Origin of the sequence: Tepidimonas sediminis (assembly GCF_007556605.1) — a bacterium.
In the GTDB taxonomy this organism is placed as follows: Bacteria; Pseudomonadota; Gammaproteobacteria; order Burkholderiales; family Burkholderiaceae_C; genus Tepidimonas; species Tepidimonas sediminis.
The window spans coordinates 1-17928 of the sequence record NZ_VJND01000016.1; the positions used below are offsets into that span (position 1 = coordinate 1).

The 17928-nt window shown below is 72.7% G+C and carries 21 protein-coding genes and 1 tRNA gene; 5 read left to right on the top strand and 17 right to left on the bottom strand.

Translation table 11 applies throughout. The features are described from left to right. Positions 1-143: 143 nt before the first annotated feature. From Tsedi_RS10820 to Tsedi_RS10840, 5 genes are read right to left on the bottom strand one after another with little or no spacing between them, the layout of a single operon-like run. Entirely contained in the window at positions 144-1367 is a 1224-nt protein-coding gene (locus tag Tsedi_RS10820) for a D-alanyl-D-alanine carboxypeptidase family protein (RefSeq protein ID WP_143896510.1), read from the bottom strand. 60 nt (positions 1368-1427) lie between these two features. Then, positions 1428-2057, bottom strand: a complete 630-nt coding sequence (locus tag Tsedi_RS10825; protein WP_143896512.1) for an alpha/beta hydrolase — start codon at positions 2055-2057, stop codon at positions 1428-1430. A gap of 37 nt (positions 2058-2094) precedes the next feature. After that, a complete protein-coding gene (locus Tsedi_RS10830; protein WP_143896514.1) occupies positions 2095-2436 on the bottom strand; it encodes a (2Fe-2S) ferredoxin domain-containing protein in 342 nt (113 codons plus the stop codon). Next, the gene (locus Tsedi_RS10835) at positions 2433-3569 is read right to left on the bottom strand and encodes a VanZ family protein (RefSeq protein ID WP_143896516.1); all 1137 of its coding nucleotides are present in this window, start codon (positions 3567-3569) and stop codon (positions 2433-2435) included. Before Tsedi_RS10835 ends, Tsedi_RS10830 begins: the two co-directional genes overlap by 4 nt. A 12-nt stretch (positions 3570-3581) precedes the next feature. Then, positions 3582-4010: a CopD family protein gene (locus Tsedi_RS10840; protein WP_143896518.1), complete on the bottom strand. Its 429-nt coding sequence runs from the start codon at positions 4008-4010 to the stop codon at positions 3582-3584. Between the two features lie 60 nt (positions 4011-4070). Between Tsedi_RS10840 and Tsedi_RS10845 the strand changes: the two genes are divergently transcribed. The 4 genes from Tsedi_RS10845 (at position 4071) to Tsedi_RS10860 (ending at position 9621) form a co-directional block, all read left to right on the top strand. Continuing rightward, positions 4071-5057, top strand: coding sequence for an SMP-30/gluconolactonase/LRE family protein (locus Tsedi_RS10845; protein WP_143896520.1), 987 nt, complete (start codon positions 4071-4073; stop codon positions 5055-5057). Positions 5058-5142: 85 nt separating this feature from the next. After that, positions 5143-6285 (top strand): glycolate oxidase subunit GlcE, encoded by a 1143-nt coding sequence (gene glcE, locus Tsedi_RS10850; protein ID WP_143896522.1) that lies wholly within the window; start codon positions 5143-5145, stop codon positions 6283-6285. Positions 6286-6294: 9 nt separating this feature from the next. Continuing rightward, entirely contained in the window at positions 6295-7563 is a 1269-nt protein-coding gene (gene glcF, locus Tsedi_RS10855; RefSeq protein ID WP_143896524.1) for a glycolate oxidase subunit GlcF, read from the top strand. 159 nt (positions 7564-7722) lie between these two features. Then, a complete protein-coding gene (locus Tsedi_RS10860; protein ID WP_143896526.1) occupies positions 7723-9621 on the top strand; it encodes a sensor domain-containing diguanylate cyclase in 1899 nt (632 codons plus the stop codon). Here Tsedi_RS10860 and Tsedi_RS10865 read toward each other — a convergent pair. Then, on the bottom strand, positions 9612-10541 hold the full coding sequence (locus Tsedi_RS10865) for a LysR family transcriptional regulator (protein ID WP_143896527.1): 930 nt from the start codon (positions 10539-10541) through the stop codon (positions 9612-9614). The genes Tsedi_RS10860 and Tsedi_RS10865 overlap by 10 nt on opposite strands. A gap of 84 nt (positions 10542-10625) precedes the next feature. On the opposite strand from Tsedi_RS10865, the gene Tsedi_RS10870 reads away from it, so the two are divergent. Beyond that, positions 10626-12140 (top strand): CoA-acylating methylmalonate-semialdehyde dehydrogenase, encoded by a 1515-nt coding sequence (locus tag Tsedi_RS10870; RefSeq protein WP_143896529.1) that lies wholly within the window; start codon positions 10626-10628, stop codon positions 12138-12140. Between the two features lie 101 nt (positions 12141-12241). Here Tsedi_RS10870 and Tsedi_RS10875 read toward each other — a convergent pair. The 11 genes from Tsedi_RS10875 to rpmD all read right to left on the bottom strand — a co-directional run bounded on the left by Tsedi_RS10875 (position 12242) and on the right by rpmD (position 17924). Beyond that, a tRNA-Met gene (locus Tsedi_RS10875) sits at positions 12242-12318 on the bottom strand. A gap of 25 nt (positions 12319-12343) precedes the next feature. Next, complete coding sequence (gene rplQ, locus Tsedi_RS10880) at positions 12344-12757, bottom strand: 50S ribosomal protein L17 (RefSeq protein WP_143896531.1); 414 nt, start codon at positions 12755-12757, stop codon at positions 12344-12346. Between the two features lie 79 nt (positions 12758-12836). Continuing rightward, positions 12837-13823, bottom strand: coding sequence for a DNA-directed RNA polymerase subunit alpha (locus Tsedi_RS10885; RefSeq protein WP_143896533.1), 987 nt, complete (start codon positions 13821-13823; stop codon positions 12837-12839). A 112-nt stretch (positions 13824-13935) separates the two neighbouring features. Next, the gene (gene rpsD, locus Tsedi_RS10890; RefSeq protein WP_143896535.1) at positions 13936-14559 is read right to left on the bottom strand and encodes a 30S ribosomal protein S4; all 624 of its coding nucleotides are present in this window, start codon (positions 14557-14559) and stop codon (positions 13936-13938) included. 206 nt (positions 14560-14765) lie between these two features. Next, positions 14766-15170, bottom strand: coding sequence for a 30S ribosomal protein S11 (rpsK, locus tag Tsedi_RS10895; RefSeq protein WP_132963215.1), 405 nt, complete (start codon positions 15168-15170; stop codon positions 14766-14768). Positions 15171-15188: 18 nt separating this feature from the next. Then, positions 15189-15554, bottom strand: a complete 366-nt coding sequence (rpsM, locus tag Tsedi_RS10900) for a 30S ribosomal protein S13 (protein ID WP_143896537.1) — start codon at positions 15552-15554, stop codon at positions 15189-15191. Between the two features lie 18 nt (positions 15555-15572). Next, positions 15573-15686 carry a 50S ribosomal protein L36 gene (gene rpmJ, locus Tsedi_RS10905; RefSeq protein WP_132963213.1) on the bottom strand — a complete coding sequence of 38 codons (114 nt, stop codon included), beginning with the start codon at positions 15684-15686 and terminating at the stop codon, positions 15573-15575. Between the two features lie 31 nt (positions 15687-15717). Further along, entirely contained in the window at positions 15718-15936 is a 219-nt protein-coding gene (infA, locus tag Tsedi_RS10910; RefSeq protein ID WP_143896539.1) for a translation initiation factor IF-1, read from the bottom strand. A gap of 5 nt (positions 15937-15941) precedes the next feature. Next, a complete protein-coding gene (gene secY / locus Tsedi_RS10915) occupies positions 15942-17258 on the bottom strand; it encodes a preprotein translocase subunit SecY (RefSeq protein WP_143896541.1) in 1317 nt (438 codons plus the stop codon). A gap of 34 nt (positions 17259-17292) precedes the next feature. Beyond that, complete coding sequence (gene rplO / locus Tsedi_RS10920) at positions 17293-17724, bottom strand: 50S ribosomal protein L15 (RefSeq protein WP_143896543.1); 432 nt, start codon at positions 17722-17724, stop codon at positions 17293-17295. 14 nt (positions 17725-17738) lie between these two features. After that, positions 17739-17924 (bottom strand): 50S ribosomal protein L30, encoded by a 186-nt coding sequence (gene rpmD / locus Tsedi_RS10925; RefSeq protein WP_143896545.1) that lies wholly within the window; start codon positions 17922-17924, stop codon positions 17739-17741. Positions 17925-17928: the final 4 nt, after the last annotated feature.

Consider the following 17928-nt stretch of genomic DNA (forward strand, 5'->3'; position numbering starts at 1 on the left):
CTCAACGCCGCGCGGCTGCTCCTGTTTGCGACAATCACCAAACGATCCAGACCAGCCGCCTGAAGCAGACCCGAATAGACCCGCTCACTCCACAGGTTTCAGGCTCATACCTGAATTGGAAAACACTCGGCTGGCGTGCGAACCTAGCGGATCCACAGCCGCAGCGCCCCCCACAGGCGGCCCAGCAGCCCGGCCTCCTCCACCGTCTCCAGCACCTGCAGCGGCACCTCGGCCAGCGGCTCGCCGCCAGCCGACAGCACGCGCAGCGTGCCCAGCGGCTGGCCGGCCTGCAGCGGCGCCACCAGCGGATCCGGACGCACCAGCTCGGTGCGCAGCCCCTTGGCCTGTCCGGCCGGCACGGCCACCACCACGCCACCCGGGCGGCCCAGCCGCACCGTGCCGGCGCGCCCCTTCCACACCGGCGGCGTGGCCACCGGCTGGCCGGGGCCGGCCAGGCGCACCGCCTCGAACGCGGTGTAGCCCCAGTTGAGCAGCTTCTGGCTCTCCACCGCGCGCGCGTTCTCGCTGGCCGCGCCCAGCACCACGCTGATGAGGCGGCGCTGGCCGGCGGCGCCTTCGCCCAGGCCGGGCACCGGCCGGCGCGCGGTGGCCACCAGGCAGTAGCCGGCCGCCGCGGTGTGGCCGGTCTTGAGGCCGTCGACGGTGGGGTCGCGGAACAGCAGCAGGTTGCGGTTGGTGTCGTTGGCCGCCGGCGTGCCGGGGTAGCGATAGCGCTGGATGGCGTAGTAGCCGACGTACTCGGGAAAGTCGCGCATCAGCCGCGCCGCCAGCGTGGCCAGGTCGCGCGCGGTGGTCAGGTGGCCGGGCGCGGTCAGCCCCTCCGGATTCTTGTAGGTGGTGCGCGTCAGGCCGAGCGCGCGCGCCTGCTGGTTCATCAGCTCGACGAAGCGCTCCACCGAGCCGGCCACGCCCTCGGCCAGCGCCACCGTGGCGTCGTTGCCGGACTGCACGATCATGCCCTTGAGCAGGTCCTCCACCGGCACCTGCATGCGCGGCTCGATGAACATGCGCGAGCCGGGCATCTTCCACGCCCGCTCGCTGACCGGCAGCGTCTGCTGCAGCGTCAGCCGCCCGGCCTTGAGCGCATCGAACACCAGGTAGGCGGTCATCAGCTTGGTCAGCGAGGCCGGCTCCACCGGCTCGTCCGGGTCCTTGGCCGCCAGGATCTGCTCGGCGGTGGCGTCGTAGAGCAGCCAGGCGCGCGCGGCGATCTCGGGCGGGGCGGGCCACTGCGCCCACACCGGTTGCGGCGCGGCCAGCGCGAGCAGCGCCACGGCCGCCGCCGCGGCCAGGGCGCGCAGGCCGGCGCGCCGGGCGGGGTCGAACGAGAAGGCAGGCAGGTTCATGCGTCGGTCTTCGGAGACGGTGATGGTGGGACGGCACGCCGCGCCGCGCCTCGCCCCTGTTCAGGCCATGGCGCGCAGGTGCTGCGCCGCCAGGCGCCGCAGCAGCGGCAGGCGGCCGTGGAAGAAGTGCTCGCCGCCGGGCACCACGGTGACCGGCAGCCCCTGCGGCCGCGCCCAGTCGAGCACGGCCGCCAGCGGCACGACGTCGTCCAGCTCCCCGTGGACGATGAGCGTGCGCGCCGCAAGTTCCGCTTCCAGCGCCGGCAGCGCGAAGCGGCTGGCCGCCGGACCGACCAGCATGAGCGCCTGCAGCGGCCGCTGCGCCGCCAGCCTCTGCGCCCCGTAGGCGGCCACGTAGCCGCCGAACGAAAAGCCGGCCAGCGTCAGTGGCCCCTCGGGCGCGCAGGCCGCCACCACCGCCAGCAGGTCGTCGACCTCGCCGGCACCGTGGTCGTGCACGCCGGCGCTGGCGCCGACACCGCGGAAGTTGAAGCGCACCGCCAGCCAGCCCTCCTGCACGCAGGCGCGCGCCAGCGTCTGCACCACCTTGTTGTGCATCGTGCCGCCGTGCAGCGGGTGCGGATGGGCGAGGACGGCCACCCCGCGCGGCGCGCCGGCGGGACGGTCCAGCGCCAGCTCCAGCGCACCGGCCGGACCGGCGATCAGCCTCGTCTCGGTGTGGGCGTTCATCGGGGCAGCGGGCGCACGGGCAAGGCAGCGGCGGGCGTCAGCGGCCGACGTCGGGCGGCAGGCGCAGCCGCTCCACGACCACGCCATCGCGCAGGTGCGAGGTGACGATCTCGTCGATGTCGGCCAGGTCCACGTAGGTGTACCAGACGCCCTGCGGGTAGACCACCGCCACCGGCCCGCCGGCGCAGCGGTCCAGGCAGCCGGCGCGGTTGACGCGCACCCCGCCCGGCCCCGCCAGGCCCAGCGCCTTGACGCGCGCCTTGCAGTGCGCGAAGGCCTGCTCGGCGCCGTGCGCGGCGCAGCACGCCTGGCCGCCGTCGCGCTGGTTGAGGCAGAAGAAGATGTGGTGCCGGTAGTACGGCGCGGCCGCTTCGCTCATGGGCGCGCATTGTAGGTGGGCGCGCGCGCCAGCCGCAGCGCCGCCGCCAGCGCCAGCGGCGGCCACAGCACGTTCCACCAGCGCAGCACGCCGTGCAGGTGCAGGTAGCGCTGGTCGTGCCAGGGCCGCATCCATTCGGCGAGGTAGGCCGGCTCGGGCACGTGGTTGATCAGGGCCAGCAGCGCCGCGCCGGCTGGCAGCGCCGCCAGCGCCGCGCTGCGCGCCCCCAGAGGCAGCGCCAGCAGGGCCAGCACGCCGGCGGCGACCAGGCCGACGCGCACCGGCGGCGTCAGCCACGCCGTGGCGTGCACCGGCCCCAGCGCCAGCGCGCTGGTCAGGGTGCCCAGCGCCAGCGCCAACGCCCCCAGCAGCAGCGTCCACAGCAGCCGCTGCCACGGCCGCCGCAGACTGGCATGCCCGAGCAGCAGCGGCAGCGCCAGCGACAGCGCCACCAGCAGCGCCTCGCCGAGCGGGCCGGGTGCCGGCAGCGGCGGCGCAGACGGCAGCCAGTCCTGCCACGGCGTGCCCTGCAGGGCGGCGCGCAGGGCGGCCTCCAGCGCCGGCCAGCCGTGGCCCACCCCCAGCGGCACCGGCGCCGGCACCAGCACCGCCGCCGGCCACAGCAGCAGCAGCGCCCAGGCCGGTTGCGCACCGGGCTGCTGCCACGCCTGGCGGAACTGCGTCCACGAGCCCGGCAGGCGGCCGCGCAGCAGCGCCGCCGCCAGCAGCGCCCCGACGGCCGAGCCGGCGGCGTTGAGCAGCGCATCGGCCTGCGACGGCACGCGTCGCGGCAGGTACGTCTGCGCCCCCTCCAGCCCCAGCGCCAGCAGCGCCGGCAGCAGCATGCCGAGCCACGGCGCGGCGCGCCCGGCGCCGCCGCGCGCCAGCGCCACCGTCGTCAGCAGCCCCAGCGGCACGTAGCCGAGCAGGTTGGCCAGCACGTCGAAGCGCGTCAGGTGGCGCGGCCACGGCGCCAGCAGGAACGCCCACGGCGCCACGCCCTGGTCGCGCCAGCCCTCGAACGGGTGCAGGCTGGCGTACAGCACCAGCGCGGCATAGGCGGCCAGCAGCGGCCAGGCCAGCGACGGCCCCGCCGGCGCGGCGGGCGGAGGCGGCGCACGGCGCGCGGGCATCGGGCGACCGGCTCAGAAGGGCTTGACCACCACCAGCGCCACCGCCGCCACCATCAGCAGCACCGGCAGCTCGTTGAACCAGCGGAACCACACATGGCTGCGCCGGTTGCGCCCCTCCTCGAAGGCGCGCAGCAGGCGCGCGCAGGCGTGGTGGTAGGCGATCAGCACCAGCACCACCGCCAGCTTGGCGTGCAGCCAGCCGTTGCCCGGGCCGCGGCCGATGCCGTAACCGAGCCACAGCCACAGGCCCAGCGCCAACGCCGGCACGGCCAGCAGCGTCATGAAGCGCAGCAGCTTGCGCGCCATCAGCAGCAGCCGCTCGCGCTCGGCCGCGCTGTCGTCCGGCACCATGGCCAGGTTGACGAAGATGCGCGGCAGGTAGAACAGCCCGGCGAACCAGCTGGCGACGAAGACGATGTGAAAGGTTTTGACCCACAGCATGGCGCCACAGTGTAGGCCAGCCCCCTCGCGCGCGCAGGCGCAAAGGCCTAAGATTGCGTCATGACCCTCTCCTCCGCCGCCTCCGCCCTGCCGGGCGCCGTCAGCGATGCCGACGGCTGGACGCGCCTGACCGAGCCGATCTCGGCCTGGGGGGCGTGCCCGGTGTGGCGCGGCATCGAGGATCGGCTGTACTGGATCGACCCGGCGCTGCAACGGGTCAGCCGGCTGCACGTGCCCACCGGGCGCGTCGAGCACTGGGCGCTGCCGCAGTCGCCCAGCGCGCTGGCGCCGTGCCGGCAAGGCGGCTGGCTGCTGGTGCTGCCCGACGGCATCCACCACGCCACCCAGTGGCAGATGCCGCTGACGCGGCTGGCCGCCGCGCCGTTCGACACCCGGCTGCAGCGCTTCGGCGGCGGCGCCTGCGATCCGTGGGGCCGGCTGTGGGTCGGCGCGCACGCCGCGGCCGACGGTCTGGGCCGCTCGCCCGGGCTGTACTGCCTGCGCGCGCGCGACCGTCAGCGGCCCGAGCTGGCACTGGTGCGCGACGGCGTCGGTGACACGCAGGCGCTGACGTTCAGCGCCGACGGCCGCCAGCTGCTGCGCGCCGACCTGGCGCAGGGGCTGGTGCAGATGCTGCCGCTGCTGTCGGCAGGGCGCTGGCCGGCGGAACTGGGCATGGCGCAGCCGCTGTGGCGCAGCCCGCCGCGGCCGGCGGCGTGGCGCTTCGAGGACGCGCTCGGGCGCGACTGGATCGGCCGGCCCGGCGCGCTGGCGCTGGACAGCGCCGGACGCTGCTGGGTGGCGCTGCACGAGGGCGGCCGCATCCTGGGCCTGAGCCCGGGCGGCCACGTGGTGGCCGAGCTGACCGTGCCGGCGCAGTGCCCGACCGGCCTGTGCTTCGGCGGGCGTGACCTGCGCACGCTGTTCGTGACCACGGCGCGCCAGCACCGCAGCGCAGCGGAGCTGGCGCACTTTCCGGGCAGCGGGGCGGTGTTTGCGCGCACGCTGCCGGTGCCCGGACTGGCGGCGCCGACGTACTGGGACTGAGGGCGCCCGCCGTCCCAACCGCCCTCAAGGGCGGGCGTCAAATTCTTCACGCCGGCGCGCAACGACGGGGCTACGATACGGGCCCATGGTCGACACTCCCGAGGTCCGCCCGGACGACGGCCCCCTGCTGGCCGGCTGGGCGCAGACGATCCGCGAGGCCGCAGCGCGCGGTGGGCGGCTGGCCGTGCGCGGCGGCGGCAGCAAGGCGTTCCACGGCGAGCCGCTGCCGGCAGACGCGCAGCCGCTGGACACGCGCGCGCTGCGCGGCATCGTGCGCTACGAGCCGACCGAGCTGGTCGTGCGTGCGCGCGCCGGCACACCGCTGGCGGAACTGGAGGCGCTGCTGGCACGGCACGGCCAGTGCCTGCCGTTCGAGCCGCCGCACTTCGGGCCCGACGCCACCGTCGGCGGCATGGTGGCCGCGGGGCTGGCCGGCCCGGCGCGCATGGCGGCGGGCGGCGTGCGCGATTACGTGCTGGGCGTGCGGCTGCTCAACGGCCGCGGCGAGGATCTGTTCTTCGGCGGCGAAGTGATGAAGAACGTGGCCGGCTACGACGTCAGCCGCCTGCTGGCCGGCAGCCTCGGCAGTCTGGGCATCCTGACCGAGGTGGCGCTCAAGGTCCTGCCGCGGCCGGCCGGCGAGGCCACGCTGCGCCTGCCCCTGACGGCCGAGGCGGCGCTGCAGCGGCTGGCGCAGTGGCGCGCCCAGCCGCTGCCGCTCAACGCCAGTGCATGGATCCCGGACGAGGCGGGCGGGACGCTGTGGCTGCGCCTGCGCGGCGCGGCCGCCGCGGTGCAGTCCGCCTGCGCGCGGCTGTGCGCCGAAGCCGGCGCGACGCAGGAGGAACCGGCCGCGGCCGCGGCGCTGTGGCAAGGCCTGCGCGAGCAGACCCATGCGTTCTTCAGCACCGCGCCCTCGGGCGCGCACGGGCTGTGGCGGCTGGCGCTGCCGCCGACCACGCCGTGGGGTCCCCCGGGCGCGCCGGTCTTGGCCGAATGGTTCGGCGCCCAGCGCTGGCGCTGGGCGCCGCTGGCCGAGGGCGAGGCACTGCGGGCGTGGGCGCGGCAGGCCGGTGGGCACGCCATGCTGTGGCGCGCGCCGGCCGAGGCACCCGGGGCCGCGCCACGCTTCGACGTCCCGGCCCCGGCCGTGGCGGCACTGCAGCGGCGCGTCATCGCCGCCTTCGACCCCCATCACGTGTTCGCGCACCGGCTGCGCCTGGCCTGACCGACGACGATGCAGACTCAACTGGCTCCCGAATTCGCCGGCACGCCCGAAGGGCAGGAGGCTGACGCCATCCTGCGCCGCTGCGTGCACTGCGGCTTCTGCACCGCCACCTGCCCGACCTACCAGCTGCTGGGCGACGAGCTCGACGGCCCGCGCGGGCGCATCTACCTGATCAAGCAGGTGCTGGAGGGCGCCCCGGTGACGCGCGCCACGCAGCAGCACCTGGACCGCTGCCTGACGTGCCGCAACTGCGAGACCACCTGCCCCAGCGGCGTGGCCTACGGCCACCTGCTCGACATCGGCCGCAAGGTGGTGGAGCAGCGCGTGGCGCGCCCGCCGCTGCAGCGCGCGCTGCGCTGGCTGCTGCGCACGGGGCTGACCTCGCCGCTGTTCGGTCCGGCGATGCGGCTGGGCCAGCTTGTGCGGCCGTGGCTGCCGGCGGCGCTGCGCGCCAAGGTGCCGCCGCGGCGCGCGCCGGGCGCCTGGCCGCAGACGCCACGCGCGCGCCGCGTGCTGATGCTGGCCGGCTGCGTGCAGCCGGCGATGCTGCCCCAGGTCAACGCCGCCACCGCGCGCGTGCTGGACGCCGCCGGCATCCAGGCGCTGGTGGCGCCGAAGGCCGGCTGCTGCGGCGCCATCCGCTTCCACCTCGACGACCAGCTCGGCGCGCTGGCCGAGATGCGCGCCAACATCGATGCCTGGTGGCCCTGGGTCGAGCCGGCCGACGGCTCGCCCGGGGTGGAGGCGATCGTGATCAACGCCTCCGGCTGCGGCGTCACGGTGAAGGACTACGGCCACCAGCTGCGCCACGACCCGGCCTACGCCGCCAAGGCCGCGCGCATCAGCGCGCTGGCGCGCGATCTGAGCGAACTTCTGCCCGAGCTGCTGCCGGCGTGGCAGGCGCGGCTGGGCGGCAGGCTGCCCGACGGCGTGCCGTCGCGGCTGGCCTACCACCCGCCGTGCACGCTGCAGCACGGCCAGCGCCTGCGCGGCGGCGTCGAGGCCGCGCTGCGCACGCTCGGCTTCGAGGTCGCGCTGCCGGCCGAGAGCCACCTGTGCTGCGGCTCGGCCGGCACCTACAGCATCCTGCAGGCGGGGCTGGCCAGCCAGCTGCGCCAGCGCAAGCTCGAGCACCTGCACGCCGCCGGCCAGCCGCAGGCGATCGTGTCGGCCAACATCGGCTGCATCACGCACCTGCAGGCCGGCACCGCCACGCCGGTGCGCCACTGGGTGGAACTGGTCGACGAGGCGCTGGCGCGCGCCGCCGCGCCGGTCTGAGCAGGGGCGATGCCGGGGCCCCGACGGCGCAGCCAAGCCTGCAGCTGGCGGGGGGAGGTGCCGGTGCGGTGGCTGGCGTTGCCGTGGGCACTGCGGCGGGGACTCGGTTGACGGCCGGGCCGTTCACCACGCGCCGCCACGATCGCGTACCATGGAAGCATGGAGGCCAACATGGCGCCCGCCTGCGATCCGCCCTCGCGCCGGCGGGGGAGCGGGTGGCTTGCGCTGGCCCGCTGGCTGTGGCTGCTCCTGCTGCTGGGCACGTGGGGAGGCCCGGCCCACGCGCTGGTGGCCGGCCGTACGCCCGGCGCGGTGGAGGTCGCCGTGCCGGTGGGCGAGCCGCTGTGGCTGCGCCCGTACGCGCGCACGCTGCGCGAGACGCAGGCGATGGCGTCCACCCTCGGCCCGGCGTTGCTGACGCAGGATCTGCCGTGGGAGCCGGTGACCAGCCTGGAGCCGGTGTTCGCCTTCGGCTTCGACCGCAGCGCCCACTGGGTGCACGTGGCGCTGCGGCATGACGGGCCGGAGCCGGCACGGCTGGTGCTGGAGGCGGCCGAGCCGCTGATCGACGACCTGCGGCTGTGGGTGGTGGACCGCGCCAGCGGGGCGCTGGTGGCGCATGCCCAACTGGGCGACCGCGTCGCCGAGGCCGTGCGACCGCTCGACTACCGCCACCCCGCGCTGCCGTTCGTGCTGCTGCCCGGCCACACCGTCGACGTGCTGGTGCGCGTGCATGCGGTCGACGGCGAGCACGACCCGCTGCCGCTGCGCCTGTGGAACGCGTCGGACTTCTTCGACCACGCGCTGTGGGATAACTGGATCTACGGCGCCTACTACGGGGCGCTGAGCGCGCTGCTGCTGTACAACCTGCTGGTGTTCGCCGGCACGCGCGAGCGCACCTTCGGCCTGTACACGCTGTTCCTGGCCAGCTTCCTGCTGTGGAACCTGACCTACCGTGGCTATGCGCTGCAGTACCTGTGGCCGGGGGCGGTGACATGGAACCAGATCGCGCTGGTGAGCTTCTCGGCGCTGATCTACGCCGGCATGGCCGCCTTCAGCTGGAGCCTGCTGGAGGTGCCGCGGCGCGCGCCGTGGCTGTTCCGCCTGCAGGCGGTGCTGGCGCTGGCGGCGCTGGCGCACGCGGTCTGGATCGTCGCCGACCCGACGGCGGCCACCTTCGCCACGCTGGACCTCGTCGGGCTGGCGATGTTCGTCGTGCTGCTGCTGGCCGCCGCCCGCATCGCCTGGCGCGGCGAGCGCGTGGCCTGGATCTACCTCGGCGCGCACGGCGCGCTGTTCGCCGGCGCCGGCGTCTACTACGCCACCAAGCTCGAACTGATCACGCCGGGGCCGCTGTCGCTGCATGCGCTCAACCTCGGCTCGGCGGCGGAGTTCGTGCTGCTGGGCTTCGCGCTGGCCTACCGCATCAACCGCCTCAAGGCCGAGCGCGACCACGCCCAGGCCGAGCTGGTGCGCACGCTGCAGGACGCGGCGCAGCGGCTGGAACGGGAGGTGGCCGCGCGCACCGAGGCACTGCGCCAGGCCAACCACCGACTGGAGGAGCTGGCCACGCGCGACGCGCTGACCGGCCTGCTCAACCGCCACCAGCTGCACGAGCGGCTGGTGGAGGAGCTGGCGCGCGCGCAGCGCAGCGGCCAGCCGCTGGCGGTGCTGATGCTGGATCTGGACCACTTCAAGGCGCTCAACGACCGCGGCGGCCACCCTTACGGCGACCACGTGCTGCGCCAGGTGGGCGCCCTGCTGGCGCCGCCGCTGCTGCGCGCCACCGACCGCGCCTTCCGCGTCGGCGGCGAGGAATTTCTCGTGCTGGCCCCCGGCACCGACGCGGCCGGGCTGCAGCGGCTGGCCGAGCGCATCCGCGGCGCGGTGTCGCAGCAGGCCTGGCCGCACCCGGACGCCGCCACCGGCTGGGTCAGCATCTCGGTGGGGGGCACGCTGTCGCAGCCGCAGGACACCCCCGAGTCGATCTTCGAGCGCGCCGACCGCGCGCTCTACGAGGCCAAGCACCAGGGCCGCAACCGCTGCGCCTACGCCTGAGCCGCGCCGCCCAACCGCGCGCGCAGGTGCGCCACCAGCGCCGCCACCGCCAGCGGCACGTGCGGCGACCAGGGACGGATCGCCCAGATCGCCGGCGCGAACACGTCCACCGCGCGCCAGGACGGCAGCACCTCCACCAGCCGCCCCTCGGCCAGTGCGACGCGCGCGCTGAAGTCCGGCACCAGCGCGATGCCCAGCCCCAGCAGCGCCGCATCCCGCAGCGCCTCGCTGTTGTTGGCCGCCAGCGGCCCGGCCACCGGCACCGTGACGCGCTCGCCGCCGTCGCGCGGCTCCAGCGTCCACAGCGGCCGCGCGCCCGGGCGCGGGTAATGCAGGCAAGGCCGCTGCGCCAGCTCGGACGGGTGCGCCGGCGCGCCGGCGGCGTGCAGGTAGGCGGGCGCGGCCACCAGCACCGAGCGCGAGCCGCACAGCCGCCACGCCACGTGCGTGTCCGGCGGCGCAAACGTGTGCCGCACCGCCAGGTCGAAACCCTCCGCCGCCAGCGGCACCAGCCGGTCCGACAGGTCCAGCTCGACGTGCACGCGCGGGTGCGCGCACGCGAACTCGGCCAGCAACGGCACCAGCACCTGCCGCGCCAGCGCCACCGGGGCGGTAAGGCGCACGCGCCCGGAGGGCTGCGCCGCCAGGTCGCGCACGCGCGCCCAGCCCTGCTCGATCTGCGCGTAGGCGCCGGCCACCTCCTCCACCAGCCGCTGGCCGGCCTCGGTCAGGCGCACGCTGCGCGTGGTGCGCCGCACCAGCGGCACGCCGGCCAGCCGCTCCAGCTCGGCGATGCGCTGGCTCACCGCCGCCTTGCTCACCCCCAGCCGGCGCGCCGCGGCGGTGTAGCTGCCCTGCGCGGCCAGCACGGTCAGCCAGTGCACGTGGCCCCACAGCTCGGGTCGGGTGGTGCGTCCCATCGGCCCGATTGTTCACCAAACTGAACCATCCGTTCAGGTCAGCGGTCTTGTGGGCGTGCGCCCCGCTGCCTAGACTGCCCGCGCATGAGCCACCCGACCCCTATCCCCCACTGGATCGACGGCCGCCGCCGCCCCGGCGCGAGCGGCCGCACGCAACCCGTCACCAATCCGGCCACCGGCGCGGTCACCGGGCGGGTCGCGCTGGCCAGCGCCGCCGACGTCGACGCCGCCGTGCAGGCTGCCGCCGCGGCCTGGCCGGCCTGGGCCGACACGCCGCCGGTGCGGCGCGCGCGCGTGCTGTTCCGGTTTCTGGAGCTGCTGCACCGCCACCACGACGAGCTGGCACGCGCCATCACCGCCGAGCATGGCAAGACGCTGGCGGATGCGCGCGGCGAGGTGCAGCGCGGCATCGAAATCGTCGAGTTCGCCTGCGGCATCCCGCAGCTGCTCAAGGGCGCCTACACCGAGCAGGTCGGCGGCGGCATCGACAACTGGACGCTGCGCCAGCCGCTGGGCGTGGTGGCGGGCGTGACGCCGTTCAACTTTCCGGCGATGGTGCCGATGTGGATGTTTCCGCTGGCGCTCGCATGCGGCAACACCTTCGTGCTCAAGCCCAGCCCGCTGGATCCGACCCCGTCCATCCTGCTGGCCGAGCTGCTGCGCGAAGCCGGGCTGCCCGACGGCGTCTTCAACGTCGTGCAGGGCGACAGGGAAGCCGTGGAGGCGCTGCTCGTGCACCCGCAGGTGGCGGCGCTCAGCTTCGTCGGCTCCACCGCCGTGGCGCGCCAGCTCTACGCCACGGGCGCGGCGCACGGCAAGCGCGTGCAGGCGCTGGGCGGCGCCAAGAATCACATGGTCGTGATGCCCGATGCCGACCTGGAACAGGCGGTCGATGCGCTGATCGGCGCCGCGTTCGGCTCGGCCGGCGAGCGTTGCATGGCGATCTCGGTGGGCGTGCTGGTGGGCGACGTGGCCGAGCGCATCCTGCCGGCGCTGGAGGCGCGCACGCGCGCGCTCAAGGTGCGCGACGGCCTCGATCCGCAGGCCGAGATGGGGCCGATCGTCAGCGCCGCGGCGCGGCAGCGCATCGTCGAGCTGATCGACAGCGGCGTGGCCGAAGGCGCGCGGCTCGTGGTGGACGGCCGCGCGTTCGATCCGGCGCAGGCCGGCCCGGGCTGCGCCGGCGGCTTCTGGCTCGGCGGCACCCTGTTCGACCACGTGCAGCCGCACATGCGCATCTGGCGCGAGGAAATCTTCGGCCCGGTGCTGTCGTGCGTGCGCGTGGCCACGCTGTCGGAGGCGGTGGAGCTGATCCACCGCCACGCCTACGGCAACGGGGTGGCCTGCTTCACGCGCGACGGCCACACCGCGCGCGAGTTCGCGCGCCGCGTCCAGGTCGGCATGGTCGGCATCAACGTGCCGATCCCGGTGCCGATGGCCTGGCACGGCTTCGGCGGCTGGAAGGCCAGCCTCTTCGGCGACCTGCACGTCTACGGCGAGGAGGGCGTGCGCTTCTACACGCGCCAGAAGAGCGTCATGCAGCGCTGGCCCGAAAGCACGCCGCAGGGCCCGTCGTTCGTGATGCCGACCAACCCGTGACCCACCCCGCCCGGCCGCCGCGCCGGGCGCGGCGGCCTGCGTGACGGGCGCCCCCGGAACGAAAAAACCCGCTGGTCATGCGGACCAGCGGGTTGGTGCCTTGGTTGCGCGGGGTGGATTTGAACCACCGACCTTTGGGTTATGAGCCCAACGAGCTACCAGACTGCTCCACCGCGCGTCAGAGACTGGAATTATAGCATGGTTCATTCGGCCTTGTCAGCCGGGGCGGCGGTCTCACCCCCTTCGGCGGCGGCCGGCTCGGGGCGATCGACCAGCTCCATGTAGGCCATGGGGGCGTTGTCGCCGACGCGGAAGCCCATCTTCAGGATGCGGGTGTAGCCGCCCGGACGGTTCTGGTAGCGCGGCCCCAGCTCGTTGAACAGCTTGACCACCGTCTCGCGGTCGCGCAGGCGGTCGAACGCCAGGCGGCGGTTGGCCAGGGTCGGCTTCTTGGCCAGCGTGATCAGCGGCTCGACCACGCGGCGCAGCTCCTTGGCCTTGGGCAGCGTGGTCTTGATGGCCTCGTGCTTGAGCAGCGAGTTGGCCATGTTGCGCAGCATCGCCTGGCGGTGGGCGCTGGTGCGATTGAGCTTGCGCAGTCCGTGTCCGTGACGCATGGGAAGGCTCCTTTCGTTGTCATCGCCGGCGGCCGGATCAGGTACCGCCGGGGGTCACAGGGTTGGGAAAAACGGTCGATCAGTGCTTCTCGAGACCGGCCGGCGGCCAGTTCTCCAGCTTCATGCCCAGCGTCAGGCCGCGCGAAGCCAGCACTTCCTTGATTTCGTTGAGCGACTTGCGCCCGAGGTTGGGGGTCTTGAGCAGCTCGTTTTCGGTGCGCTGGATCAGGTCGCCGATGTAGTAGATGTTCTCGGCCTTGAGGCAGTTGGCCGAGCGCACCGTCAGCTCCAGCTCGTCGACCGGACGCAGCAGGATCGGGTCGAACGCCGGCGCACCGGGCTTGGAGGCCGGCGCGCTGTCGAACGCGGTGCCGCCCTCCAGCTGCGCAAACACCGACAGCTGCTCCACTAGGATCTTGGCCGCCGCGCGCACGGCCTCCTCCGGGCCGATCGAGCCGTTGGTCTCGATGTCCAGCACCAGCTTGTCCAGATCGGTGCGCTGCTCCACGCGGGCGTTTTCCACGGCGTAGCTGACGCGCTTGATCGGCGAGAACGAGGCATCGAGCACGATGCGGCCGATGCTGTTGCGGTGGTCGTCGCCCTTGCGCACATTGCCGGGCACGTAGCCGCGGCCCTTCTCGACCTTGATCTGCATGTCGAGCTTGGCGCCCGGAGCCAGCGTGGCGATCACGTGGTCGGGGTTGAGGATCTCGACATCGTGCGGCGTCTGGATGTCGCGCGCGGTGACGACGCCCTCGCCTTCCTTGCGCAGGCTCAGCGTCACCTCGTCGCGGTTGTGCAGCTTGAACACCACCCCCTTGAGGTTGAGCAGGATGTGCACGACGTCTTCCTGCACCCCCTCGATGGTGGAGAACTCGTGCAGCACCCCGGCGATCGTGACCTCGGTCGGCGCGTGCCCGACCATCGACGACAGCAGCACCCGGCGCAGGGCGTTGCCCAGCGTGTGCCCGAAGCCCCGCTCGAAGGGCTCCAGCGTCACCTCGGCGCGGTTGGCCGAAATGCGCTCGACGTGGATGGTCTTGGGTTTGAGCAGGTTATTCAGCATGCGGACTTCCTTCCTTACCCTCGGCTCAGGGGCCGGTCGAGGCCGGTGGAGCACAAAATCCCGGACCCCGCCGGCGGCAGGATCCGGGTCGGTTGAAGCGGCGCGCGCCCGATCAACGCGAGTACAGCTCGACGATCAGCGATTCGTTGATGTCGGCGCCGAACTCGTCGCGGTCCGGCACCTTCTTGAACACGCCCTCGCACTTGTCGGCGGCCACCTCGACCCACGCCGGGAAACCGATCTGCTTGGCCAGCTCCAGCGCCTCCTTGACGCGGGTCTGGTTGCGCGCCTTCTCGCGCACCGCCACGACGTCACCCGGCTTGACCTGGTAGGAGGGGATGTTGACCGTCTGGCCGTTGACGGCGATGGCCTTGTGCGACACCAGCTGACGCGCCTCGGCACGCGTGGAGGCGAAGCCCATGCGGTAGACGACGTTGTCCAGGCGCGACTCCAGCAGCGCCAGCAGGTTGGTGCCGGTGTTGCCGCGGCGGCGGTCGGCCTCGGCGAAATAGCGGCGGAACTGGCGCTCCAGCACGCCGTACATGCGCTTGACCTTCTGCTTCTCGCGCAGCTGCAGCCCGTAGTCGGAGGTGCGGGCGCCGGAGGTGCGGCCGTGCTGGCCTGGCTTGGTGTCGAACTTGGCCTTGTCGCTGATGGAGCGCCGCGCGCTCTTCAGGAACAGGTCGGTGCCTTCACGGCGGGAGAGTTTGGCCTTGGGGCCGAGGTAGCGTGCCACTGGTCGTCCTTTCCTGTCTGCCGCGGCCATCCTGCCGCGGGAGCCAGCGCCGGCGGCCGCCGCCCGCAAGGGGCGCGCGGCGTAAGCGCTGGCGGTGGTCCTCGATCGTCGCGTCCGCGCAGGACGCGTGGCGTCTGCGCGGCTTTTTCGAAAAGCTTTCTATTGTAGCGCGAAACGCGGCTGCTTGCGCAGCGAGCCGCAGCGCCTCAGATGCGGCGGCGCTTCGGCGGGCGGCAGCCGTTGTGCGGAATCGGCGTCACGTCGGAGATCGACGTGATGCGGATGCCCAGCGCCCCCAGCGCGCGCACCGACGATTCGCGGCCGGGCCCGGGGCCCTTGATCTCGACGTCCAGGTTCTTGATGCCCTGCTCCATCGCGGCGCGGCCGGCGGCCTCGGCGGCCACCTGGGCGGCGAACGGCGTGGACTTGCGCGAGCCCTTGAAACCCTGCCCACCGGCCGACGACCACGCGATGGCGTTGCCCTGCCGGTCGGTGATGGTGATGATGGTGTTGTTGAACGAGGCGTGCACGTGCGCCACACCGTCCGCGATGTTCTTGCGGACCTTCTTGCGCACACGCGCCGCGGCGTTGGCGGTCGGAGCTTTGGCCATGTCGGTCTTTCGTGCGGATTACTTCTTCAGGGGCTGGGCGGCGCGGCGCGGACCCTTGCGCGTGCGCGCGTTGGTCTTGGTGCGCTGGCCGCGCACCGGCAGGCCGCGGCGATGGCGGAAGCCGCGGTAGCAGCCGATGTCCATCAGCCGCTTGATGTTCATCGTCACCTCGCGGCGCAGGTCGCCCTCGATGGTGAAGCGGCCGACCTGCTCACGGATCTTTTCGAGCTCGGCGTCGGTCAGGTCCTTGACCTTCTTCGAGTACGGAATGCCGCAGGCGTCGCAGATCTGGCGCGCGCGGGTGCGGCCGATGCCGTAGATCGCGGTCAGCCCGATCTCGGTGTGCTTGTGCGGCGGGATGTTGATGCCGGCGATACGTGCCATGGTGATCCTCGCAAAAACTCAGCCTTGACGCTGCTTGTGACGCGGGTCGCTGCAGATCACGCGCACCACGCCGTGGCGGCGGATGATCTTGCAGTTGCGGCACATTTTCTTGACGGAAGCCGAAACGCGCATGGGTTTCTCCTGATGACGTGATGGGGCCGCCTCACTTGGCGCGGAAGACGATGCGGGCGCGGGTCAGGTCGTAGGGCGTCAGCTCCACCTTGACCTTGTCGCCCGGCAGGATGCGGATGTAGTGCATGCGCATCTTGCCGGAGATGTGCCCGAGCACGACGTGACCGTTTTCCAGCCGCACGCGGAAGGTGGCGTTCGGCAGGTTCTCGATCACCTCGCCCTGCATTTCGATGACATCGTCCTTCGCCATGACTCTCAAGCACCCGTGGCCTTGAACGAGGCCTTCTTCAACAACGATTCGTACTGCTGCGACATCATGTAGTTCTGCACCTGGGCCATGAAGTCCATGGTGACCACGACGATGATCAGCAGTGAGGTGCCGCCGAAGTAGAACGGCACGCTGTATTTCAGGATCAGGAACTCCGGCAGCAGGCACACCAGCGTGATGTAGATCGCACCGATGAACGTCAGCCGCAGCAGGATCCGGTCGATGTAGCGCGCGGTCTGCTCGCCCGGACGGATGCCGGGCACGAACGCGCCGCTCTTCTTCAGGTTGTCGGCGGTCTCGCGGCTGTTGAACACGAGCGCCGTGTAGAAGAAGCAGAAGAACACGATCGCCGCGGCGTACAGCGCCACGTAGATCGGCTGACCCGGCGACAGCGCCGCGGCCAGGTCACGCAGCCAGCGCGTGCCCTCGCCCGTGCTCATCCAGCTCACCAGCGTGGAGGGCAGCAGGATGATCGAGGAGGCGAAGATCGGCGGGATCACGCCGGCCATGTTGAGCTTGAGCGGCAGGTGCGACGATTGGCCGCCGTAGACGCGGTTGCCGACCTGGCGCCGCGCGTAGTTGACCAAGATCTTGCGCTGACCGCGCTCGACGAACACCACGCCGTAGGTGACCACGATCACCAGCGCGACGATGAAGATCGCCGCCAGGATGCTCATCGCCCCGGTGCGCACCAGCTCCAGCAGGCCGCCGATGGCGTTGGGCAGACCGGCCACGATGCCGGCGAAGATCAGGATCGAGATGCCGTTGCCCAGCCCGCGCTCGGTGATCTGCTCGCCCAGCCACATCAGGAACATCGTGCCGGCCACGAGGCTGACCACCGCGGTGAACCGGAAGCCCAGCCCCGGATCGATCACCAGCCCCGGCGAGCCTTCCAGCGCCAGCGCGATGCCCAGCGCCTGGAAGATCGCCAGCGCCACCGTGCCGTAGCGCGTGTACTGGGTGATCCTGCGCCGCCCGGCCTCACCTTCCTTCTTCAGCTGCTCGAACGCCGGCACGACGTAGGTCATCAACTGCATGATGATCGACGCCGAGATGTACGGCATGATGCCGAGCGCAAAGACCGTGAAGCGCGACAGCGCGCCCCCCGAGAACATGTTGAACAGGCTCAGGATGCCGCCCTGCTGCCCCTTGAAGAGCTGCTCGAGCTGCACCGGGTCGATGCCGGGCACCGGGATGTGGGCCCCGATGCGGTAGACCACGAGGGCCCCGATCAGGAACCACAGCCGGCGCGCCAGATCCCCGTACTTGCCGGTTTTGGCCAGGGTGGTAGCGTTGGTGGCCACGGGATGGATGCCCTGCTCGCTGCGGTTGACCGCGTCAGGCCACGCTGCCGCCGGCGGCCTCGATGGCCGCCTTGGCACCCGCGGTGGCCGCGATGCCCTGGAGCTTGACCGCGATGCCGATCTCGCCGGTCTTGATGACCTTGACCTTGCGCGCCAGCAGCGGCACCAGGCCCGCCTGCTTCAACACCAGCAGGTCGACCTCCGGCTTGCCGAGCTTGTGCAGGTCGGCCAGCGTGACCTCGGCGTTGTACTTCAGCGTCGGCGACTTGAAGCCGCGCTTGGGCAGGCGCCGCTGCAGCGGCATCTGGCCGCCTTCGAAGCCGACCTTGTGGAAGCCGCCCGAACGCGACTTCTGGCCCTTGTGGCCACGACCGGCGGTCTTGCCCAGGCCGGAGCCGATGCCGCGACCCACGCGGCGGCGCGGCTTCTTGGAGCCGGCGGCGGGCTTGAGGGTATTGAGTTCCATCACGACACTCCGGATCAGAGCACCTGCACCAGGTAGCTCACCTTGTTGATCATGCCGCGCACCGCAGGGGTGTCCTGCAGCTCGCGCACGCTGCCCAGCTTGCGCAGACCCAGGCCGCGCACCGTGGCGCGGTGGCTCTGCTTGCACCCGATCGGGCTGCGCACCAGCTTGACCTTGACGGTTTGGGTGGTCGTCGTCATCGCA